19 protein-coding genes are annotated in these 21,413 nt (G+C 59.4%); 9 read left to right on the top strand and 10 right to left on the bottom strand.

Features of this window, described 5'->3' with window-relative positions; genetic code table 11:
• Positions 1-365 precede the first annotated feature (365 nt).
• Positions 366-950 (bottom strand): 4Fe-4S binding protein, encoded by a 585-nt coding sequence (locus NOV21_RS04625; protein WP_283170034.1) that lies wholly within the window; start codon positions 948-950, stop codon positions 366-368.
• Positions 947-1,534, bottom strand: coding sequence for a TetR/AcrR family transcriptional regulator (locus NOV21_RS04620; RefSeq protein ID WP_283170033.1), 588 nt, complete (start codon positions 1,532-1,534; stop codon positions 947-949). The genes NOV21_RS04625 and NOV21_RS04620 overlap by 4 nt, the downstream gene beginning before the upstream one ends.
• Positions 1,535-2,259: 725 nt before the next feature.
• Between NOV21_RS04620 and NOV21_RS04615 the strand changes: the two genes are divergently transcribed.
• From NOV21_RS04615 to NOV21_RS04585, 7 genes are all read left to right on the top strand, one after another.
• Positions 2,260-3,438 (top strand): ATP-binding protein, encoded by a 1,179-nt coding sequence (locus NOV21_RS04615; protein ID WP_283170032.1) that lies wholly within the window; start codon positions 2,260-2,262, stop codon positions 3,436-3,438.
• Positions 3,439-4,786: 1,348 nt separating this feature from the next.
• A complete protein-coding gene (locus NOV21_RS04610; protein WP_283170031.1) occupies positions 4,787-6,571 on the top strand; it encodes an ABC transporter ATP-binding protein in 1,785 nt (594 codons plus the stop codon).
• A complete protein-coding gene (locus NOV21_RS04605) occupies positions 6,564-8,363 on the top strand; it encodes an ABC transporter ATP-binding protein (protein ID WP_283170030.1) in 1,800 nt (599 codons plus the stop codon). The genes NOV21_RS04610 and NOV21_RS04605 overlap by 8 nt, the downstream gene beginning before the upstream one ends.
• Before the next feature lie 4 nt (positions 8,364-8,367).
• Entirely contained in the window at positions 8,368-9,171 is an 804-nt protein-coding gene (locus NOV21_RS04600; protein WP_283170029.1) for an energy-coupling factor transporter transmembrane component T, read from the top strand.
• Positions 9,168-10,682: an ABC transporter ATP-binding protein gene (locus NOV21_RS04595; RefSeq protein ID WP_283170028.1), complete on the top strand. Its 1,515-nt coding sequence runs from the start codon at positions 9,168-9,170 to the stop codon at positions 10,680-10,682. The genes NOV21_RS04600 and NOV21_RS04595 overlap by 4 nt, the downstream gene beginning before the upstream one ends.
• Positions 10,669-11,280: an MptD family putative ECF transporter S component gene (locus NOV21_RS04590; protein ID WP_283170027.1), complete on the top strand. Its 612-nt coding sequence runs from the start codon at positions 10,669-10,671 to the stop codon at positions 11,278-11,280. Before NOV21_RS04595 ends, NOV21_RS04590 begins: the two co-directional genes overlap by 14 nt.
• A 182-nt stretch (positions 11,281-11,462) precedes the next feature.
• A complete protein-coding gene (locus NOV21_RS04585) occupies positions 11,463-12,068 on the top strand; it encodes a TetR/AcrR family transcriptional regulator (RefSeq protein ID WP_283170026.1) in 606 nt (201 codons plus the stop codon).
• 240 nt (positions 12,069-12,308) lie between these two features.
• On the opposite strand, the gene NOV21_RS04580 is transcribed toward NOV21_RS04585, so the two are convergent.
• The 4 genes from NOV21_RS04580 to NOV21_RS04565 are packed head-to-tail and all read right to left on the bottom strand — an operon-like array spanning position 12,309 to position 15,065.
• Positions 12,309-12,626 carry a YxeA family protein gene (locus tag NOV21_RS04580; protein WP_283170025.1) on the bottom strand — a complete coding sequence of 106 codons (318 nt, stop codon included), beginning with the start codon at positions 12,624-12,626 and terminating at the stop codon, positions 12,309-12,311.
• Between the two features lie 57 nt (positions 12,627-12,683).
• A complete protein-coding gene (locus NOV21_RS04575; protein WP_283170024.1) occupies positions 12,684-13,418 on the bottom strand; it encodes an ABC transporter permease in 735 nt (244 codons plus the stop codon).
• Between the two features lies 1 nt (position 13,419).
• On the bottom strand, positions 13,420-14,166 hold the full coding sequence (locus NOV21_RS04570) for an ABC transporter permease (RefSeq protein ID WP_283170023.1): 747 nt from the start codon (positions 14,164-14,166) through the stop codon (positions 13,420-13,422).
• The gene (locus NOV21_RS04565; protein WP_283170022.1) at positions 14,166-15,065 is read right to left on the bottom strand and encodes an ABC transporter ATP-binding protein; all 900 of its coding nucleotides are present in this window, start codon (positions 15,063-15,065) and stop codon (positions 14,166-14,168) included. The genes NOV21_RS04570 and NOV21_RS04565 overlap by 1 nt, the downstream gene beginning before the upstream one ends.
• 244 nt (positions 15,066-15,309) lie before the next feature.
• Between NOV21_RS04565 and NOV21_RS04560 the strand changes: the two genes are divergently transcribed.
• Together NOV21_RS04560 and NOV21_RS04555 are read left to right on the top strand one after the other, a co-directional pair.
• Entirely contained in the window at positions 15,310-16,017 is a 708-nt protein-coding gene (locus NOV21_RS04560) for a response regulator transcription factor (protein ID WP_283170021.1), read from the top strand.
• On the top strand, positions 16,014-17,294 hold the full coding sequence (locus NOV21_RS04555; RefSeq protein ID WP_283171772.1) for a sensor histidine kinase: 1,281 nt from the start codon (positions 16,014-16,016) through the stop codon (positions 17,292-17,294). The genes NOV21_RS04560 and NOV21_RS04555 overlap by 4 nt, the downstream gene beginning before the upstream one ends.
• Positions 17,295-17,840: 546 nt before the next feature.
• Here the strand turns inward: NOV21_RS04555 and NOV21_RS04550 are convergent.
• Genes NOV21_RS04550 through NOV21_RS04535 form a run of 4 tightly spaced genes read right to left on the bottom strand, consistent with a single transcriptional unit; the run spans position 17,841 to position 21,413 of the window.
• Positions 17,841-18,974: an IS110 family RNA-guided transposase gene (locus tag NOV21_RS04550; RefSeq protein ID WP_283170019.1), complete on the bottom strand. Its 1,134-nt coding sequence runs from the start codon at positions 18,972-18,974 to the stop codon at positions 17,841-17,843.
• 56 nt (positions 18,975-19,030) lie between these two features.
• The gene (locus NOV21_RS04545; RefSeq protein ID WP_283170018.1) at positions 19,031-20,338 is read right to left on the bottom strand and encodes an AAA family ATPase; all 1,308 of its coding nucleotides are present in this window, start codon (positions 20,336-20,338) and stop codon (positions 19,031-19,033) included.
• A gap of 27 nt (positions 20,339-20,365) precedes the next feature.
• On the bottom strand, positions 20,366-20,836 hold the full coding sequence (locus NOV21_RS04540; RefSeq protein WP_283170017.1) for a CehA/McbA family metallohydrolase domain-containing protein: 471 nt from the start codon (positions 20,834-20,836) through the stop codon (positions 20,366-20,368).
• A complete protein-coding gene (locus tag NOV21_RS04535) occupies positions 20,826-21,413 on the bottom strand; it encodes a restriction endonuclease subunit S (protein WP_283170016.1) in 588 nt (195 codons plus the stop codon). Before NOV21_RS04535 ends, NOV21_RS04540 begins: the two co-directional genes overlap by 11 nt.

The raw sequence follows: 21,413 nt of genomic DNA, 5'->3' as shown, positions 1-21,413 counted from the left end.
ATTTGATATTTCCGCAGTTAGAATGACATCAAATTCGCAGTATCCCGCAGTTCCCGTATTCGCATCTTGTCATTAGAGGGGCGCAAGCAGCTTAAGATTGGCACGAGCGCTCTCATTCCAGATTCCTTTCGTAGGCCCCTATTGCCAGATGGATATCATGCTGTGGCTGTTAAGCGCTGGTTGCGTTCACAGCCTCTTGCCAAAATCGCAGGCGACAGGCGAGAAACGCAGCTCGAGCGCATCCTTTCGACATGCGTCGCAGCACGCACCGCACTGTATGCACTCGTCGTGCACGACGGCGCCTTGTTCTATAAGCTCTCAGACCGGCAGGCTCATGGGGCACGCCTTGTCGCATAGCCCGCATTTCACGCATGTCTCGGACGTCGCGCGGACATGCAATTGGGGCAGGTGCAGCAAGCGCCCCAGACGCCCCCTATCACCATGAACGGCGCCATCCAGCAGATGCAATGACACATGGCCCTCCGCCCGATAAAGAGATTCGGCACGAAAAAGAGCGCAACGATGATCAGGTAGATCATGAGACCTTCCAAGCTCGCAACTGACATTCCGCTCGTCGTTTGATACGTGAAATCAAGGCGGGAAAACCCGCCGGCGATGATGGCTCCCGCCACAATCGAGCCGATCCAAGGCACCCATATAACGTACTTTACGAACAGCTTCTTCCCGAGCTTCGTAGGCTTGGGCTGAGCCAGGGCGACAACCTCCTGCAATCCTCCTGCCGGGCATATCCATCCGCAGAACGCGCGGCCCAGCACAAGCGCGCTTGCGAACTGAACGAGGAACACGAGGACGCTTCCCGCTATGACACCCTCAAAGGCCCCCATAACCGAAAGGTAAGGGGAAAAGTAGAAAATCGTGACGGGAAAGAGCGCGAACGAAGTGACGAGGATCCCAATGCGTACACGCTGGCGCTTGTTCAGACTCTTCATGACTCGGGCTCCTTTCCAGCGGGCACAGAGCCACCATGCTCATGCAGAAACGCAAAGAAGGCGCCGTTCATCATGCGGGCAAGATCCTCTTCAGGAAACTCCGCACCCTCGGCGATGAGCGAGGCAATACCGTGCGTGTACACGATGAGATCAAGATAAAGCCCGCGCGCAGCGTCCTCGTTCAAGCCGAGATGCTTCTCAATCGTCTCGAGGACGCCTGGCTGGGCACCGAGCTCGTACAGGTCGTCGGCCCCCCTCACCCTCATGTACGGTGAGAGATACAGGAACGTGAAGAGTTGCGGCTCGTCTTGAGCAAGTCGTATATGGGCGCGCCCATTCGACGCAAACTGGTTGCCCTCGACCTCGGCGTGCTTCCTGTTGTAGTTCGTTACCCATGCGCACGCGTGTTGGTATAGAGCCTCCATGAGACCGTCCATGTTTCCGAACTGCCGATATATCGGCTGGACCGAGCAATGAACGCGCTCTGCCACCGCGCGGGCAGTCAAAGCTTCGTACCCTTTCTCGCGAAGCAGGTCCATCGCCGCGTCTAAGACGCCCTGCTCGGTGAATCGCTCATAAGGCATGCCGACTGCTGCCTCCTTGTTAGATAACATATGTTACCTAACATATGTTATTTCTAAGTTTGCAATATGTCAACTGGGAATTCAGGTTTGAATAAACAACAGTCCGCGGAACTGCTTTATCGCTGCCCCTCGCCGTGCCTCGAACTCTTCGCAGCCTGGAGAACAGGGTGTTGCAGCATGAAATAAAAACAGGTCGAGACTCTTCTCGACCTGTCAAAATTTTGGTCGCGGGGAAGGGATTCGAACCCCTGACCTCCCGGTTATGAGTCTGCGTTTCTGGTATCGGGACGTCCCGTTTCTCCCGCTGAGAAAACCAAAGCCCCCGCTAAACCGGTATTTTTTCATCGGCTCTCGTTTCTCGTGGCTCCTCGCGCTCTCTGGCATTCCCCCTGTTTTCACCCCGATCTCGGAAAACAGGCGTTTTCGATTCCCCCTCGCAGTGTTCGCATATGGGCGCGAACGCGGAGGGTGCGGGCACAAACCCCATGCAAAGGAAGTCGAAAGAGAGGGCGCATACCGCTACCTTGGGACATCAGCCGGTCTCATAGCAGATCCTCGATCTCTGCAACCGAATCCCGTTGAAGGAGAGATGAGGGAGGGGGCTATATGGCAACGGGCGCGGCGATTGCCCTTCGCGATGCTGTACATAGCATTTTTGCGAGACAATCTCTCAAAAATGCGAGATTGGTATACAATATGCATGACGCCATGCAGGAGGTGCGCAGATGTACGAACGAGAAATCGTGAAGACGATAGCAGCCCGGATGCAGGAGCCGCGGAGGTTCCTGCAGATCGTGATCGGGGCCAGGCAGACGGGCAAGAGCACCGCGGTGCAGCAGGCGCTCGGGAAGACGAGCCTGCCCTACATCCTGGAGGAAGTGCCGACGCACGGCGAATCGCCCGATTGGGTGCGCGCCCAATGGCAGCGAGCGCGCAATCTCATCGCGGGGGGCGAGCCGCGCGCGCTGCTCGTCCTCGACGAGATACAGTACGTCGACCAGTGGTCGACCGTGGTCAAATCCCTCTGGGACGAGGACGCGCGCAGCGGCATCGACCTGCGCGTGGTCCTCACGGGGTCTTCCGCGACCCTCATCCAAGACGGGCTCGACGAGTCGCTCGCTGGCCGCTTCGAGCTCATACACAGCCCGCACTGGAACTTCGCGGAATGCAGGGACGCGTTCGGCTACACGCTCGACCAGTTCCTCTACTTCGGGGGTTACCCCGGCGCCGCAGCACTCGTAGATGACGAGCAGCGATGGCTCAGCTACATCAACAACGCAATCATCGAGCCGACGATCGCGAACGACGTAGTGGGGCTGTCTTCCGTACGCAACCCCGCGCTCATGCGCCGACTGTTCTATGTCGGTGCCCCCTATTCGGCCCAGGAGGTTTCCTACCGCAAGCTGCTCGGCCAGCTCGACGACAGGGGAAACACGGCGACCATAGCCCACTACCTCGACCTGCTATCGAGCGCGGGGCTCATGTGCGGGCTGCAGAAGTACGACCCCAAGCTGCTGCGCAAGAAGGCAAGCTCCCCGAGGCTCGCGGTGTACAACACGGCCCTCATGACGGCAACGTACGGGCAGCTGCGAAAGTACCTGCTCACCGAGCCCGACCTTCGCGGCCGCCTCGTCGAGAGCGCCGTCGGTGCCACCCTTCTGAATCGTGCGGCCGCCGAGGGCTTCGAGGTGAGCTGGTGGAGGGAAGGCAACGACGAGGTCGATTTCGTCGTGTCGCAGGGCTTGCAGGTCACCGCCATCGAGGTCAAGAGCGGGCGCGTGAAGCGCACGGGCGGGCTCGTTGCGTTCGTGAACCGTTTCCCGCGCGCGAACGCCCTGGTGGTGGGTTCCCCGAACGTCAGCGTCGAGGACTTCCTGCTGGGAAACGCGGAGCTCTTCTTCTAAGCAGTTTCCACATGGCCCGCATGGCGACCTGAATACGTTTCCGGCGGAGAGTCGAGCGGCCCCTCGATATTCATATTGGAATATTCTGCCGAATATGGCAGAACATTCTAAAAGCTTACGATGAGGCACAAACATGGAGATCAAGAGGGACCTGTACCTGGACAGGCCCGGCTGAAGGACTGCGCCTTGATAGCTCATGCGCACTGCAGCGGAAAGGGCGAAGAAGACGCCCTTTGTGCCCGTTGGAAGCGGTTGCGACAGACTTAGCGCCAGAAAGAAGGCACTGGAAACGTCAACCTACCCGGGAGTTTGGCTCGATTTCATTCGGGAGTTTGGCTCGAAATAGATTGCCAGGCACTCAAAAAATACCCAGCTCGCGAACCGGATTCCGCTGCGCCCGATCCGTGAAACACCATACGTCGGCAATACTGACGAAGCGTTTGCATCGTGAGCGCTTCGCGCATCGCAGAGATTATGGCCCGCGGCGGCCTTGGATTCTGGCTGGCTATAGAAACCAGAGGCGTGACCGGTAGAAGCCCACGGCTGTGGAAACCCCCTTGAAAAACCGGCTTCCGGAACCGGCCGCCCCGGAGTTGTATTTATAAGAACAGTTATTAAGTTAAAACGGTCCCGTCAGGGCGCGGCCAACTCTTCTAGATTTTCAGAAATTGGAGGAGTACCATTTTGTTTTGTTGGCAGAATGTTAGCAGCCGTGTTGGCAGAGTAAAAACGGGATTGTCCATGGAAGTGGAATCGGGTATAAAAAAAGCAGGTCCGAAGCCTAATTGCTTGATCTGACCTGCCTTGTGTTTGGTCGCGGGGGAAGGGATTTGAACCCCTGACCTCCGGGTTATGAACCTGAGTCTCCTCTCTCGGGACGTCTCTGCTCCCCCGTCTATCGATCCAAAACCCCGCATAAGCCACGATTTTGCTGTTTGCTCGCTTCGGCTCCTAGTTGGACGTGCTCTCTAACTTTCCCCCGAATCCCCCCTCGCAGTGTTTGTGTAATAGGTCATAAGACGACAAATCCGGAGGTTGGTTGGACAAAACACTGTGAAGCGCCCTGCATTTCCTTAAAGGCGCAAGAAGAACCCGAACGTCTTCAGGTCGCCCATCAAGTCCTCCGGACCCAGGCCGAACACGGCTGTGACAAAGGCTACGGTTGGTTGTCATGAATCATCTATCGTGTACCTGGAGCCGCACATTGCATCACATCCTTCATCGTGGTGCAATGACCGCTAGAATCCGCCCGGTTGGTTGTCACACATTAATGAACTTTTTATTGACACACTGTTACCTATATACTATATTTTATCGGTAACAGTGTTCCTTATTAGAAAGAAGTGCGGTGAAAAAACAGGGCGCAGTGATCCGGCTCTTCGGCTATATGGGAAAGCTCTCATGGCTGCAATTGTTCAGCGCGCTGTTCGTCATTGCCTCGGCGGTTATGAACATGCTGGCATACGTATCGGTGTACGAGGTTGCCGTCCTTGTACTGGATGCCAGTGGCGTTGAGTCAGTTGACCAAGCGGCGGTGGTTGAACAGGGATGGCGCGCCGTGTTCTACATCATGGGCGCATTCGGCGCCTACGGCATGGGGCTGCTGTTCTCGCATCTTGCCGCGTTCAACACGGTGGCTCGCCTCCGCACCCGCATAGTGAAGCATCTCGGCAAACTGCCGCTGGGCTATTTCAGCATGAACCCAAGCGGCAAGCTTCGCAAGATAGTCGAGACGAACACCGACAGCATCGAGAACACCATCGCCCATACGATGCCCGACTTCGTGAATGCGGTCACGCTCCCCGTCGTGTTCGTGGCATTCATGTTCTCCTTTGACTGGCGCCTGTCGCTTGCGAGCCTGTTGCCCCTGCTCATCGGCTTTCTGATTCTCGCGCGGATGCTCAAGGATTCGACGACGGACTTTTACGCCAAGCAGCAGAAATCAGCAGAGGACATGGCGAACGCCACCACCGAGTTCATCCGTGGCATCTCCGTCGTGAAGATTTTCGGCCAAACGGCGAGCTCATTTGCCCGCTATCGCGATGCCGTCAGCGAGTATCGCAACTGGATGCTGAAGTACGCACTGTCCATGCGCATGTCGGACAGCTTGTACATGACGGTTATCAACAGCTCCTTTCTGTTCCTGGTACCCACGGCCATCATGCTCGGCAACGGGCCGGATGCCTCGGGTGCTCTCGTTGGCAGCTTCGTGTTCTTCTGCTCGCTCATTCCCATGACGATCACGCTGCTCACGCGCATCATGAACGCCACGTCGAACCTGATCGTATCCGGCGTATCGCTTGACGCCGTGGATGAGATCCTCGCTGAGGAGCCGCTTCACGACGATGCGGACGCATGCTGTCCATCGCAATTCGATTTGGAGCTGAGCCATGTCTCGTTCCGCTACGAGCCTGATGCCCCCTACGCTTTGCGCGATGTCAGCCTGCGCGTGCCGCAGGGAAGCGTTGTGGCGCTGGTGGGTCAGTCGGGTGGCGGAAAATCCACCATCGCGAACCTCATCGCGCGTTTTTGGGATGCCCAGGAAGGCATCGTGAGCGTAGGCGGCGTTGATGTGAGGAAGATCCCTTATGCCTGGCTTGCCGAAAACGTGGGCATCGTGTTCCAGCAACCGAGCCTCTTTCATGCGCCCATTTCCGAGAACGTGGCAATGGCAAAAGCCGGAGCCAATGCCGATGAGGTATCGCGTGCGCTGAGCTTGGCGCAATGCGACGACATACTGGCCAAGCTTCCCGAAGGCGAGCAGGCGGTCATCGGTGCCGCCGGCACGCAGCTTTCGGGCGGTGAGCAGCAGCGCATCGTGCTCGCCCGTGCAATCCTGAAGGATGCGCGCATCGTGCTGCTCGACGAGGCGACCGCGTTCGCCGATGCGGAAAACGAACGGCTCATACAGCAGGCGCTGACGCAACTGCTGAGGGGGAAGACGGTACTCATGATCGCGCATCGCCTGTCCACCGTAATCAATGCCGATCTGATCTGCGTTGTCGATGGCGGACGCATCATCGAGCGTGGCGCGCATGAAGACCTGCTTGCAGCCGATGGCGCTTACGCGCGCATGTATCGCGAGTATGAGACGAGCGTGTCGTGGAAGATCGGGGGTGGTCCCGATGCGTAAGACCTTGCAGCGCACGTTCAACATCAGCGGCCAGGGAAGCCGGGAGCTTATGAAGGCCAGCGTTTGGCTCGGGCTGTACTACCTGGCGGCATTGGCACCGGTGGTTTTGCTCGTCTACGTGGCGGACAACATGATTTCCCAGGCGGCGGGCCTGGCAGACAACATATCGCCTGTCGCCTGCACGGCTCTTGCCCTCGTGTTCGCGGCCCTGATCTATGTCGCCTACCGACAGTCGTACAAGAGCAAGTATTACTCATCGTGCGATGAAGACCAGCATATGCGCATGTCCTTGGCAGAAAAGATACGCCGCCTTCCGATGTCGTATCTTGGCAAGCGCGATGTTGCCGATTTCACCTCGACGGTGATGGACGATGTGAAAACCGTCGAGGGCGTGCTGGCGACTTCGCTGGCCGAATTCCTGGCAAGCGTGGCGTTTGCGCTCGTCACGCTTGTCATCCTGGCATTCTGCAACTGGCGCATGACGCTGGTTCTGGCAGCGGTCCTGCCGCTTGCAGCCCTTGCGATGGCGCTCGGCAGGCTGGTATCCGAGGGACAGAACAAGCGCAACCGCGCACGCAGGGTTGATTTGAGTGAAAGCCTGCAGGAGTACCTTGAGAATATGCAGGCGCTGCGCTCGTCCCCGCGCATGGACGACTACCAGAGGCGCCTTGGCAAGAAGGCGCGAAAGCTCGTTCCCGGCCTCGTGGGTTATGAACTGCTGGCCGGTCTGGGTCTATCGCTCGGGGAAAACTTCCTTCGTGCGGGGTTGGGCCTCGTGATGGTCTTCGGCGCCGTCCAGCTGAGCGCGGGCGAATTGAGCCTTGCGGGATTCCTGTTGTTCCTGCTGGTGTCGGTGCGCTTGTACGAACCACTCTGCGTGGCGGTGGAAAAGCTCGGCGCCTTAATCCATGCGCTGGTGAGCGCCGGGCGCATTCGCGAGATTCTGGACCACCCGATTCAAGGGGGCTCTTCGGACGTGACGTTCGACGGGTTCGACATCGAATTCGACCACGTGTCGTTCGCCTATGACACGCGCGAAGTGATTCACGACGTGTCGTTCTCCGTACCCCAGGGAAGCGTCACCGCGTTGGTGGGGCCAAGCGGCTGCGGTAAGTCCACGCTCTGCCGCCTTGCCGCCCGTTTCTGGGACGTCAACAGCGGTAGCGTGCGGGTAGGCGGCGTCGACGTGCGCCAAGTTGACCCCGAGGTTCTGATGAAACACTTCTCGTTCGTGTTCCAGGACGTGGTGCTTTTCAACGACAGCATTTTGAACAACATCCGCGTCGGGCGCATGAACGCGACCGACGAAGAGGTGCGCGAGGCGGCCCGCCTGGCGTGCTGCGACGAGTTCGTCCAAGCCCTTCCACAGGGATACAGCACCGTGATCGGCGAAAACGGGAAAACCCTCTCGGGCGGTCAGCGCCAACGGCTATCCATCGCGCGATCGATCCTCAAGGACGCGCCGATCATCCTGCTCGACGAATCCACTGCATCCATCGACCCGGAGAACGAGACGCGCATCCAGCAGGCGCTCGGGCGTCTGGTTAAGGGCAAGACGGTGCTCATCATTGCGCATCGATTGCGCTCTATCGCCGACTGCGATCAAATAGTGGCCATCGAAGACGGGGGCATACGCGAGGTGGGTACCCATGAAGAGCTCATGGGGCTCCACGGGTTGTATGCGCGCCTTTTCGAGCTCCAGAGCGATCGGGCGTGGGCGCCGTCGGCGAGCGGTTCCGCGGCAGATGCGCCGCTGGCTCCCGAGCCGCAGTTGGGTCCATACAGGATGTAAGACGATGCGATCGAGCGAAACTCCCCTGGCGGAAAACCGAGAGCATGACGCGTCGGGAGACGCTGCGCTCATCGACAAGATGATCGCCTCGCGCGATCCCTATTTCGACGTCCGCGTAAAGCTCATCGTGCTCATTGCAATCAACGTGGTGGCGGTGATGAGCTGCGGCATTGTTGTTGAGATCGCGGTGATGGCAGTCATTTTGGGCGCGCTGTGCTACAGCAGGCTGTTTCGCGGTGCCCTTGCTTCGGCGTGCAGTTACGCAACGGCGTTGCTCTTCATGGCGCTGGCACCTGGGCTTCCCATGGCGGTTGGCTCGGTAGTATTGGTGCTCAGCGTGCTCTTGCGCACGACCACGCCCATATTCGCATTTGCACTGTGCCTGATCAGCACAACGAAAATCAACGAACTGCTCGTGGCGCTCCACGGATTGCATGTGCCGCGCAGCATCACATTGCCCCTCTCCGTAATCCTGAGCTATCCGGTGATGCTTGCATCGGAGTGCCGCAACATCACCAGAGCCATGAAGATGCGAGGCTTCGGCGTGAATGCTCGAAACGTGGTGATGCATTTCCTGCGCACCGCCGAGCACATCATGGTGCCGATCATCGTGCGTAGCTCCACGATTGCCGATGAGATATCCACGGCAGCCATCACACGGGGCATCGAGATGGAGGGTAGACGCAGCACGTTCTTCGACCAGCGAATCCGCCCAGCCGATGCGGCGCTGCTGCTCGGTGCAGCGGGCCTTGTGGCACTCGCCGTCTGGGTGAAAACGACGGGCATGGTTTGGGGCGTGATTGCATGATCCGCGTGCAAGACCTGTGTTTCCGCTATGCTGCAGCGAGTCAAAACGAAGGTTTGCACGGTGTCAATCTTCACATATCACCTGGTGAGGTTGTTGTTATTGTCGGGCGCAGCGGATCGGGCAAGACCACGCTCGCACGAGCTCTCAACGGTTTGATCCCCCATTATTATGAGGGGGAGATGTCCGGCTGCGTATCAGTGGAAGGCCGCATGCTCAAAGAGATGGAGATGGCGGAAATCTCCCGGCGCGTGGGCTCGGTGTTCCAGAATCCGCGCAGCCAGTTCTTCAACCTGGACACCATTGCAGAGGTGGCCTTCGGGCTGGAGAACTATGGTGAAGATGTTGCGCAGCTGCGGGAAACCGTTGCGCAAACCGTGCGGGAACTTGGCATAGAGTCCCTGATGGGATGCGGCATCTTCGAGCTGTCAGGTGGTCAGAAGCAAATCATCGCCATCGCAGCGGCTTACGCGCTCGGTCCGGACGTGTTCATCATGGACGAGCCAAGCGCCAACTTGGACTATGAAGCCACCGGGCTTCTGGGAAGGCTTGTTGCACGGTTGAAGGAACAAGGGAAGACCGTGGTGGTCTCCGAACACCGCACCTATTACCTGGAATCTGTTCTGGACCGATGCCTGTATCTTGAAAACGGCATGCTCACCAGGGAGATCTCACATGACGACTACGTGAACATGGGTGCGAACGAGCGAGCTGGTCTGGGGTTGCGCAGTTTGGACCTCTCCAGGTTGGAACTGCCCGCATGCGCGCAGGCTATCAATCCCCCGGCCTGTGCCTGCCCCTTGTCCGCCAGCACCTTGGAGGTGCGCGATCTCACCGCTCGCTACAAGCGCCACGAGGTGCTGCATGGCGTGAATCTTGCAGTACCCTCAGGGTCGACCACATGCCTTATCGGTCGCAATGGGGCTGGTAAAACCACGCTCGCCACCGTCATGTGCGGGCTGATGAGGGAATCTGGTGGCGCAATCGTCTTGGGGAAGGCCCTGCGCCCACGGCAACGCGTCGGCCGTTTCTACCTGATCATGCAAGAGACGGCGGACCAACTCTTCAGCGACACGGTCTTAGGCGAGCTGCGCCTTTCCGCCACCGGCCAATACGATGACGAGCGCCTGCTCGATATTCTCGTGAGCCTTTCGCTCGAAGAGTTCGCAGACCGCCATCCGCTCAGCCTTTCAGGCGGCCAAAAGCAGCGTTTGGCCATAGCCACTGCGTTGGTCGCCGATGCGGAGGTAGTGGTGCTCGACGAGCCTACGAGCGGTCTCGATTACTGCGGCATGCAGCGCGTGTGCAGCGTGATTTCCCAGATAAAGGCACAGGGGGGCCACGTGATCGTCATCACGCACGACTATGAATTCATGCTGCAGGCAGCCGATAGGGTCGCTGTGCTGGAGGACGGATTGATTCAGTGCGATGTTCCGCTAAACGCAGAGCATTTCGATCAGGTTCGGGCATGGTTTTCCCTTGATGAAAGGAGCCCTGAAAATGGCAACGACTAGCGTTACGGGAAGTAAGGCAACGAACAAACTCCAGACGAAGGACTTCATATCGATAGGCGTCTTCTCGGTGCTATTCGCCGTCGTGCTGTTCCTCTTCGGGGCTGTCGGGGGATTGCTGGCACTGTTCCCGCTGTTCGGCGTTTTCGGGTTCCTGGTGTGCGGCATCGTCGTCATGTATCTGCTCGCCAAAGTGCCCAAACGTGGGGTGATGCTCCTGCTCGGCGCAATTACGGCTGTGATCTGCTTCCTCATCGGCGCATATGGCCCGATTCCGCTGTTCGTGCTTGCAGGCGGGATTGTCGGTGAGCTTATCGCCGGCAGCGGGCACTATCGCAGCTTCCCGCGCATCGTGATCGGATACGCTGCGTATTCGATTCTGATTTGGTTCGGTTTCATGTCGCCGCTCGTATTCTCGATGCAGAGCTACATCGATGCGAGCGTCGCAAGCTACGGTGCGGAATACACACGGATGCTGCTTGATTTCGCCCACGGCCCGCTTCTGATCGCCGCGGGCATCGGCACCGTTGTGGGTGCCATCGGCGGAGCGTTCCTCGGCCGTAAGTTGTTCAAGAAGCACTTCGAGAAGATCGGCGTGTAAGAGCTGCCTGTCCTCCTGGTTTCACCCGATCCGAAAGGCGTTCCCGTATCGGGCGGTGCCAGGAGGCGGCGGCTTTCGATTGATAGCTCGACCTGCTGGAACGGGATGCTACACTGCCGTATGCAATCTGCATTTCGAGGTGTCGGTAATTGACGGGGAACGGGGGTTCTATGGCGGTGCGAATGGCAGGCGTATCAGCTAAATTACTCGAAAGCGCTGCTGTCGAATTCGAGAAATACGGCTTTCATGACGCCTCACTTCGTCGCATTGCCGCATCGTCTGGCACGACGACCCATACCATCTACACGCGCTTCGGCGACAAGGAGGGATTGTTCGCCGCCCTGGTCGAACCCGTTGCCGACAAGTATTTGGACACGTTGGCGACAGGCGATGACGACTATTGCAGCGCAGGTGACGTAGATCCTGACAACCAGATAAACGTATCGCTTAGAACATACGCTCGCATGATCGATATCATGTACAACAACAAGAACGCTTTCCGCCTGCTCATAGACCATGCGGAAGGCACTCGATTCGCCGATTACCTCGAGCGTATTACCGAGTTCCAAAGCGAAAGGATCTTCCTCGAGGCGCAACGGCGGGGTATGCCTATGGACGACAACACCAAGCTGTTCGTGCACATACAGACGCGCGCGTTTTTCGATAGCATCTTCGAGATGTTTCGCCACGACCTCACGCGCGAACGGGCCCAGACGTTCATCGTGCAGCTGGTCGGCTTCTTCCAGGCAGGCGTCAGCCATTTCGAACCTGCGGACAAGTCGCGGTAATGGGCAACGACCGCCTTGCATTTGCCGTTTCCTGCAGCATCCGCCGACACGACGGCAGCATCTTCCGATATCGAGCAACGATGGCATCGGGCATTCATCGATTCCGGGTTCGAAGAGCGGGATGGCCGGCGTCCTCAAACGCACGGCATACGATAGGCTGTGAGCAACCCGGGCGGACTGCACGGGTCGCTCACGGAGCCTTTAAGGAAGCTCTATGAGCATGAGACGCCCAATGGCCGTTTACGGGATCTCATCGGGCTGAATCTCCTCCCAGGAGACGACTTCGCGCACGGGCATGTACCCGAGTTTGAGGTAAGCACCGTCTCTGAGCCGTTTGCTCGCGGTGAAGGTGAGCTGACGATGCTCGCCGTTCTCGTTGTACGCGTCGAGGGTGTACTCCCAGAGCTCCTCGTCGTCCTTGCTCTTGTCCTGCGCCACCGCGTCATCCACCCGGACGTACCACGTGGAGGCGTTGTCGGTGTTCGTGAGGTAGAAGACCCCCGCCAGGGCGCCCACCACGAGCGCGCCCAGCACTATCGCCATGATTCTCTTTGCCATACGTTCGTTCCTTTCCTTCGGATGGCTTCTTCCCAATGCTCGCGCAAACCCCTGTTCCTATTCGGACCCCGCCGAGGCGTGGGACACGGCATAGCTGCATGCCGTGGCGGAGGCGGCAGCGAACAAGAGGGCCATGGCCGCGAAGGCGGCAAGCTCGGCGGGCATGAGGGCTCCCCTGCCGTTGCTGTTCGAGGCCATCTGCATGAGCGCCCAAGGCCACCACAGCCCCCAGCCCTTCGCCGTGAGCAAGAGGCCCACGACGCCACCGGCGAGAGCTATTCCCACGGGAGCCGCGAAACTGCGCACGAGCGACGATACGAGCAGCTGCACCGCCACGACCGAGACGCCGCCCAGCCAGGAGAGCAGCAGGAAAGAGATATAGCCGGCCGAGGGAAGGCCCTCGAGGCCCACCGCCTTGCCGCAGGCCACGAACAGAACGCCCGTCGCGACGAGCGCGACGCCGAGCATCGCCGATCCGACCACGAGCTTCGCCACGACGATGCGCCAGGGGGAGACGGGGCTCGCGAGCACCTGGTTCCAGTTGGTGCCCGCGTGCTCGAGCCCCATGAGCCACGAGCAGCCCGCACCCACGAGCGCGGGCAGGAAGAAGCAGAGCTCGAACAGGGTATGCTGCGTCCAGAGGTTCTCCCATCCCGGCGTGAGCACGCCCAGGTTCTGCTGGTAGTTGAAGGTGCCTATGGCTGCCGATATGAGGGGCAGCGCCACGTAGGCGATCCATATGGGCGCGCGGCGCAGCTTGCCGAACTCCGCGCGCAAGGGTTGCATTCTCATGCTAGAGCTCCTTTCTCGAGAACCAGACCGCAGAGACCGCGATGACGACTCCGCAGATCGCGGCGAGTAGGGCTGCATCCGGCCAAGCGAAAGGCACGGTATGGAAGGATGTCGTATGCGCTGTCCCGTCCCAGTCCATGTTCACGCACGAGAGAAGGCCGAAGTAGCCGCTCGGCACGAGGCGCTGGACGGCGGGAGGGAAGAAGAGGCTGAACAGGCCCGCGAGCGAGAGGGCGAGGCCCAGCGCAAGCGAGGCGAACTGATTCTCCCAGCGCAGGGCGATGGCTTGCACGATGGCCGCAACCGTGAAAGCGGGCCCGACCTGGCAGGCGGCGAAGGCCGCGAGCCCAGCTATCCCCAGCTGGTCGGTGAAACCCTTGTAGGACGCAAGTGCGGCGAGCCCTGCAGTCTCCAGCACGACCGTGGCCGTTATGAGCACGAGGCTGCAGGCGAGCTTCGCAGCGAACAACGAACCCGCCCGCTGCGCGCACAGGAGCTCTTTCAGCGCCTGCGCCTTGTGGTCGACCTCGCACACGCGCGACGATATGACGGCGGCGAACAGGGTCAGGACGATGGAGTTCACGAGGGGGGCAGCGTAGAGCATGGATGCCGTCCCGTCAGGGGAGCCCTGTGCGGTGCGGGCGACGTCGGCCGATACCCACACGAGGCAGAGAGCGGCAGCGCCGAGGCACACGAGCCACACGTTCTTGCGCCTGAGCTTCGAGAACTCGATTGCAAGCGCGCCCATCACAGCCCCCTCCCCTCGGTGAGCGAGAGGAAGATCTCCTCGATGCTCTCGCTGCGCTCCTCGATCCGCACGACGCCGATGCCCTCCCGTGCGAGCGCGAGGGAGGAGCGGGCCACCGCCTCATCCTCGGCGAAGGGCACGAGCAACCAGCCGTCCTGCACGGCACCCCCCAACAAGGCGGCTGCGCGGGCGTCGTCGGTCGTACGGAACGCCAGCTGGCGTCGAGCGCGCGCGCGCAGCCTTTCGAGGGGGCCCTGCCATGCCATCTGCCCTTGGCTGATGATTCCCACGTGGTCGGCCATCTGCTCGACTTCCGCGAGCAGATGGCTCGATACCAGGACCGTGGTGCCGCGCGTCTGGGGCAGCGCTCGGATGAGCTCGCGCATCTCGTGGATGCCCTCGGGATCGAGGCCGTTGGTGGGCTCGTCGAGAAGCACGACCCGGGGGTTGCCGAGCAGCGCGGCGGCAAGCCCCAGGCGCTGCTTCATGCCCAGCGAGAACCGGCCCGCGAGCTTCTTGCCCGTGTTTGCCAGGCCCACCATCTCGAGTGCCTCGTCGATCGAGGCGGTTGGGAGTCCCTTGAGCCTGCGAACGATATCGAGATTCTCGCGAGCGGTGAGATGCCCGTAGCAGCTCGGACTCTCTATGAGAGAGCCCACGTGCGCGAGGGTTTCGAGGCGGGTTTTCGCTTCCATGCGCCGGCCCATCAGGTCGACCTCGCCCGCAGTCGGTCGCACGAGCCCGAGTATCATCTTCATGGTGGTGGACTTCCCCGCCCCGTTGGGCCCGAGGAACCCGTACACCGCCCCCTTGGGCACCTCGAGCTCGATGCTGTCCACGACGCGCGCGCCGGCGTACGACTTGGTGAGCGCATGCGTGGCAATCGCCCATTCGGTCATCTGCGTTCTCCTCTCTCTAATTCGCTCCCTCACGACTCGGGATGGCCCTCGATCCGCGAGGCCCCCTTGCGGGAAAACGTGCTTGCCCCGCACCTACCCGAATCATGGTCCCAAGGCTAGGCCCCGCAAATTTCGCCCCGCTTTCCCCGACCTTTCGCCCAGCTTTCGTTTTTCGAGGAAGAGGGGTGCAGCCGGGACGCTTTCTGCCGCTGGGTTAAAATGCTGGGGAGCAAGAGGAGGTGAAATGAGGGATATACACGAGGCACGGTTGCTGGTGGTGGAGGACGACCCCACCCTGCGCATGCAGCTGCTCGACCTGCTCGGCCGAGAGGGATACCGAGACGCGCATGGAGCCGGCTCCGTGGCGGACGCGCTGCTCGTCGCCAGCACTTGGCGGCCCCATCTCTACCTGCTCGACGTGATGCTGCCCGATGGCAACGGCTTCGACCTGCTGCGCCGCTTGCGCGAGACGAGCGATGCGCCCGCGTTGTTCCTCTCCGCCCGCGACGAGGACGCGAGCCGCCTGCGGGGCTTGGGAATGGGCGCCGACGATTACGTGACCAAGCCCTTCCTGCCCGCCGAGCTTCTGCTGCGCCTTGCCGCCGTGCTGTGTCGCAGTTACCGCCTGCCCGACGAACTCCCCGTGATCGCGCTCGGGGAGACGGAGATCGACCTGGCGACGGGAGAGGTGCGCCGTGGCGACGGCGCGGCAACGACCCTCACCGCCAAGGAGCATGCGTTGGTCAAGCGACTGTCAGAGAGCCGCGGCTCCATCGTGACGACCGACGAGCTGTGCCGGAGCGTCTACGATGACGAATTCGGCTACGCCAACGCCCTCGCGATCCTCGTGCGCCGCCTGCGTGAGAAGGTGGAGGACGACCCCTCCCATCCACGCTGGGTCGTCACCGTGCGCGGCTTGGGCTACCGTCTCGTCGGCGAGAAGAAACGATGAGGGGCCATGTGCGCTCGCGTATACGCGGCGGGCTGAGCATCGTCGCCTTCTGCGGCATCGGCGCTGTCGGCATTCTCATCGTCAATATCATCATCATGGGCACCGCCGTCCTCGCGCTCTCCTTCACAGGTGCGGGCGATGTCGAGCCGTCGGCTGAGAAGGCATCCCGAGCACTCGTCGTGCAGAACGGAACGTACACGCTATCCGAGGGCATGGCGCACGACTTGCGCGACCACGGATGCTGGGCCTTGCTCATCGATAGAGGTGGCCAGGCGGTCTGGGGTCTCGACGTTCCGGACGACGTACCCACAAGCTATACCCCGGCGGATGTCGCATCTTTCGCGCGCTGGTATCTGAACGACTACCCCGTGTCCTGCTGGAGGCACGATGAGGGGCTGTTGGTGGTGGGATCTCCGAAGGGCTCGGCATGGAAATACCCCCTCGCATCGACCCGCGAGGCGTTGGGCGGGGACGTGCTCCTCGTCGTCATGCTCTTCCTAGCCGACCTCGCCGTGCTCATCGTGCTCGCGCGCCTGTTCACCCGACGATCGTGGAAGCAGCGCGACGACGCCCGCAACGAATGGGTGGCTGCGGTCTCCCACGACGTGCGCACGCCGCTTGCGGCGATCGTCGCAGACGCGAGCGAGCTAGCGGAAAGCCCCGAACTCGGCAAGGCGGAACGGACGCGCGCCGAGCGCATCGCGGCAAAGTCCCAGGAGACGGCGGCGTTGCTTTCCGATCTCAACACGGTGAACCGCCTGCGCTACTCCATGGATCCGGTCGATGCATGCGACGTGCACCTGGCGGCAGTCGCACGTTCCGTGGTGGCGGGCTTCCTAGACGGAGGAACCGGAAGCTGCGATCTCGAGCTGGAAGTGGCGCCAGCGGCCGAGGGAGTTTGCGTGCGCGGAAACAAGGCGCTGCTCAAGCGCATGGCATCCAACCTCGTGGGCAACAGCATCCGCCACAACCCGCAGGGCTGCCATGTGATTGTCTCGCTCGACGTGCGCACCGGGCTGCTGGGGTCGGCGCTCGGACGGCGCTGTGTGCTCTCCGTGAGCGATGACGGATGCGGCTTCGGGGTGGAGATGCTCTCGACGCTCCGACGACGCCCGGGAAACGAGCTGCCCGAACACGGCCTGGGACTCGTCATCGTGCGGCGCATCGCCGCGGCCCATGGAGGCCGGGCGACCTTCGCGAACAACGAGGGCCATGGATGCACTTGCACCGTGGAGCTGCCCATCGCAGAACGGAAAAGTCGTACCCGTTGTAGATGATGGAGCCCATATCAGCCCCGTGCCCTTCTGTAGTCGATGGGAAAAGCCGACCTGCGCCTCTTCGCTGCCATTGCCGTCCTCCTTCACGAAAACCGTCTTTCGCTCGTGAGACGGATGTGAAGAAACCCGCCTCGATCGACCAATCTAAGCGGGCGTCGCAACATACGTTCATCGGCCTGTCAAGAGGCAATATTTCGCCAGCCCCCGGATAGCTGGTCCGGGGGCTGGCTTCCCCCACCTTCCGGCTGCAGGCTGCGAGCGTGTCCTCGAATTGGGGCGATAAGCCCGAATAGTCGGATGCTCAATGCGATCCACTCACAGACTCGCGGCTACCGGGAAAGCCCCGGCCCGCAGTACGATTCTCTCCGGTACGGGCAGTGTCGCAGACCCCGCGTTTCCAGCGGGCAGTCAAATGACGCGCCTGGCTGTTCCTTCAATGCGCCGAATCCATGCATTGTTCTCGCAGCTGCGCATGTGACGAACGCGAGTTGCCCTACGCACCGCAAGCCCGCCGCCCGGAAGGGGATGGCCTATGCATCAGCCGCGCTAGGCGGCGGCGAGCTCACGCTGGACCTGCAGGCCCAGGACCCACATCCAGCGGGCGAGCTCGCTCACGACCGCCACCTTGGCGACGTTTGTGTGCTTTCCAGCGCCCTTCATGGCGTCGTATCTCCTCTTGAGCCGTGTGTTAGCCTCCAGCGCGATGTCCTCCACCTCGGGGGAGACCGCGTGGCCGGGCCTCAGGTACTTCTTGTGCGCGGTCTGCCGGGAGATCGACGAGATCCCCTCCACGAGCGCGCGACGCAGGTGGGAGCTGCCCTCCTTGGTGATCTTGCCCTGGCGGCGCGTCTCGCCGCTTGAGTCCTCAGAGGCGGTACAGCCGATCCAGCGCGACACGCGTCGCCCGCTCCTGAACCGCGAGAAGTCGCCGAACTCCGCGCATGCCAGGAACGCCGTCTGGACGTCTACGCCCTTCAGGCGAATCAGGGCGTCCACGTAGGGCTTCCACCTAGGCTTCTCCGCCTCGGCGGCGACCGCTCTGGCCAGTTCCTTGGCGCTGCGCTCCATGCGCTCCACGAGCTGGATTTCCTGCCCGAGGGCCACGTTCGACAGAGGATCGCCTAGGTCGCACGACCGGGCCCACTTCTTCCAGGACGGGGTCCACGTCTTCTTCAGGTTGCCGGAGGCCGTCCGCTCGTTCCACACGAAGCCGTGCTTGACGAGCAGCATGCACCCGCGCTGCTTGGCCGAGCGCACCGTCCGGGAGGCGGCGTCTGCGGCCCTCGCAAGGTCGCGGGCGCCCTCGACCTCCGTGTCCGGGACCCACACGTAGGACACGTCGCTGGCAGGGTTGCACATCTCGCGCAGCACCACGCCGGCATCGTGTTTGTCGTCCTTGTGCCGCCTGTTCTTGGGCGACCTGGGCAGCGCCGGGACCGCCATGACCTCGCATTCCACACCCTCCCGCTGCAGGAACCTAGACATCCAGAAGCCGGTGCAGCCGGATTCGTAGGCGCACCTCACCGGCGCTGGCAGCTTCTTCAGCCAATCCAGGAGCTCGTGCTCGAACCCCTCTCCCGAAAACGTCTTGGACCAGCACTCGCCGGTGTCCGGCCTCAGCGCCTTGCATGCGACGCTCCTTGCGTGCACGTCCATGCCCACATTGGTATACTCGTTCATCGGGAAGCCCCCTTCTCTTTGTGGCTCTGGCAGCCTCTTGCGGAAACAAGACGATGCTAACCCACGGCTAAGCGCACGGGGGCTTCTTTCTCGTTTCTCGGGGAGCCAGGGCCGGCGTCGCCGATGAACATATCGTCAAACTCTTCGCTAGCTCTGAGATAGGCGTTTATCAGCGCAACTCGTTTTGCATATGGCGCATATCGCTTCTGTAGTTGCTGACTAAAAGCTTCAGCTACATTCTGCTTGTCTTTCTGCGCTGCGCTTATCTCTTTCTTCTTCGTTGCAACCTCTTCATATATCTTTGTCTTGAGATAAGTACCGCCTAGATACTTCTGTCTTTCTAAAAATGCCTCACGCGCTACTGTTTCTTCAAGAGCTGTCAAATCCCCCAGAATTGCCTCATTCTCTTTCAGGAATTTAGGCAGCTTGCTCATGACACCTTTGCGGATACCCGAAATCACATTGTCGTAGCTAAGTTCTTTCAGCTCTTTTGTAGCCTGTCCAACCAGGGACTTCTTAATATTTATATTCAGACCGTCGTTTTGATCCTCTGTGTACTTCTCGATTAGGCCGGCAATATTTTCGGAAGTGGCGGCAGTATCATCTTCATACTGATAGTTGCTCGTGAAAGATTCCCTGAGAGAACTTCGTTGGTCTTCAATCTCATAGTCATCCACTTGGGAGAATGCGTCTGAGAAATAGTCTTCCAGCGCTTCATTGAACTCCTCTCCATCTTTTTCAAAAAGGGAGAGGATATAGTTCTGCTTGAAAAAGTCGCAGTTAAAATTCGGCCCATGTAATGACAGACCATCCATGCTTTTTACCATGGCGCTATGTTTGCTGAGGAAGTCTTTTCTCTCTTTCTTTAATTGAGACGCCTTCCCCAAACACTGGGCAATCGAATCAAGCAGTACAGACTTTCCCGTACCGCGGCCTCCTATTATCGCGTTCATTTGCGGAGAGAGCTCTATTGCGCAGCCGTCAAAGTCGATACTGCCAAGGTAGCTTCCTTGGTTTTGGAAGGGAATTTCTTCTGGACTGCTAAGAATACGGGATGGCTCGCTTCCAACCATCACAAGCCCGTTAAAGCTCGGTAGTGCGCGAAAGTACTGCCTCGGCTTATCAAGGAACTCCTTCTCATCGTTCAGACACTTCGAATCAGAAAAAGAGATGACGGATACACGCGAGCCGCTATCTATCTCCTTTAGAAACTCAATCGCTTTAGCAACGTTAGACTGGCCAGCTTCCCAAAAACAGAAGAACTGATCAATATATTTGGAGGCTTCGTATTTCTGCTCTTCTTGTTCAAGATAGTTCCAGGTTGAATCATACCCTCGTGAATGCTTTTTCCCATTCTGCTTCATAGCATGAGGGCTGAGCGCGAAACGCGTTTAGATTTCATGGCAGATATCTATGAGCTTTGCCAATAAACTCGCTATGTAAACCGGGTTGTGCGGGCCTACAGCATTTGCAGATAGCCATCTGTTTAACTCCGAAGCCAGTTTCTTCGTTGTTTCAAAATCATCGACTGCATCAAAATAAACAATGAGATGTTTGGACTCTTTGGTGTCTTTGGCGGCCTCATCCAAGTAAGTATCTATCTCGACACCTGGGATTAGAGCCACGTGTGACTGAGCGCTCAAAAAGCTCTTATATGCCTCGATGTTGATACAGTTGTGGTCCGTGAAAGACACCAAGTCTAGATTCTTGTAGCGCTCTTCCGCGAACAACTCCCCAAGCTTGGCCGCATAATCCTTTGCAGAAACATTTTTCAACTTGTCCGATTGCGTATGGATATGCAAATCCCATATACGGCCTTCTAGGCATACCTTCCGCCGAGAGGCATAAACTTCAGCAGCCACTTGTAGCATCGCCTTCTCTCAGAAAATCCAAATGCTGTTCGTACTTCCTCAGCATCATGTTCTTGGCGTACTGCTCCATATACACATAATCGGGCTTTCCAGTAGTGTCACTTAGGGGAACCATGAGCTTCTGGCGTAGCATTCGTTTTTCTTTGAACTTGTAGCCGTAGCAGTATTTGGAGCGTTGCTGCATGACAATCGCTTTGAGAAATAGCATAACATACTTGTTGTCACCGTAGTCCTTCAGATGTAGCCGCTTAACATCATCGGTGAAGATGCACTCATATGGGTGGTAAAACGCTATGCACGGCACACCGTTGTAATTAACCCCCAAGGCGTTTCTGTCGCGAGAAGTATTGTCATTGGAGACAAAACCAGTAACGCCGTTTGCGTTATCCGTTGCACCTACGAAAGGCCGCTTGCTCTCAATCTTGTCTGCGTTTGTCAGTCGCTTACCGGCCCCAACGGCAAAGAGCTCTTCAAGGGAAAATTCCGCCCACTCTTTCTCATCGAGCGTAGGAATATTTTTATGCTCAAACTCGGAAAGACGCCCAGCGATAAACTCTCTATACCGCAT

The organism is Curtanaerobium respiraculi, assembly GCF_024609215.1.
GTDB lineage: Bacteria > Actinomycetota > Coriobacteriia > Coriobacteriales > Eggerthellaceae > Curtanaerobium > Curtanaerobium respiraculi.
Note: the sequence above shows the minus strand (reverse complement) of the source record. Positions and strands in the feature narration are given on the sequence as shown.

Bases quoted from the DNA above. Each gene is read 5' to 3' on its own strand.
- NOV21_RS04620 (WP_283170033.1), bottom strand. From the start codon at position 1,534: ATGCCTTATGAGCGATTCACCGAGCAGGGCGTCTTAGACGCGGCGATG.
- NOV21_RS04580 (WP_283170025.1), bottom strand. From the start codon at position 12,626: ATGGCAAAGAGAATCATGGCGATAGTGCTGGGCGCGCTCGTGGTGGGC.
- NOV21_RS04570 (WP_283170023.1), bottom strand. From the start codon at position 14,166: ATGGGCGCGCTTGCAATCGAGTTCTCGAAGCTCAGGCGCAAGAACGTG.
- NOV21_RS04585 (WP_283170026.1), top strand. From the start codon at position 11,463: ATGGCAGGCGTATCAGCTAAATTACTCGAAAGCGCTGCTGTCGAATTC.
- NOV21_RS04545 (WP_283170018.1), bottom strand. From the start codon at position 20,338: ATGAAGCAGAATGGGAAAAAGCATTCACGAGGGTATGATTCAACCTGG.
- NOV21_RS04600 (WP_283170029.1), top strand. From the start codon at position 8,368: ATGCGATCGAGCGAAACTCCCCTGGCGGAAAACCGAGAGCATGACGCG.
- NOV21_RS04595 (WP_283170028.1), top strand. From the start codon at position 9,168: ATGATCCGCGTGCAAGACCTGTGTTTCCGCTATGCTGCAGCGAGTCAA.
- NOV21_RS04615 (WP_283170032.1), top strand. From the start codon at position 2,260: ATGTACGAACGAGAAATCGTGAAGACGATAGCAGCCCGGATGCAGGAG.
- NOV21_RS04590 (WP_283170027.1), top strand. From the start codon at position 10,669: ATGGCAACGACTAGCGTTACGGGAAGTAAGGCAACGAACAAACTCCAG.
- NOV21_RS04555 (WP_283171772.1), top strand. From the start codon at position 16,014: ATGAGGGGCCATGTGCGCTCGCGTATACGCGGCGGGCTGAGCATCGTC.
- NOV21_RS04535 (WP_283170016.1), bottom strand. From the start codon at position 21,413: ATGCGGTATAGAGAGTTTATCGCTGGGCGTCTTTCCGAGTTTGAGCAT.
- NOV21_RS04575 (WP_283170024.1), bottom strand. From the start codon at position 13,418: ATGAGAATGCAACCCTTGCGCGCGGAGTTCGGCAAGCTGCGCCGCGCG.
- NOV21_RS04625 (WP_283170034.1), bottom strand. From the start codon at position 950: ATGAAGAGTCTGAACAAGCGCCAGCGTGTACGCATTGGGATCCTCGTC.
- NOV21_RS04565 (WP_283170022.1), bottom strand. From the start codon at position 15,065: ATGACCGAATGGGCGATTGCCACGCATGCGCTCACCAAGTCGTACGCC.
- NOV21_RS04550 (WP_283170019.1), bottom strand. From the start codon at position 18,974: ATGAACGAGTATACCAATGTGGGCATGGACGTGCACGCAAGGAGCGTC.
- NOV21_RS04560 (WP_283170021.1), top strand. From the start codon at position 15,310: ATGAGGGATATACACGAGGCACGGTTGCTGGTGGTGGAGGACGACCCC.
- NOV21_RS04605 (WP_283170030.1), top strand. From the start codon at position 6,564: ATGCGTAAGACCTTGCAGCGCACGTTCAACATCAGCGGCCAGGGAAGC.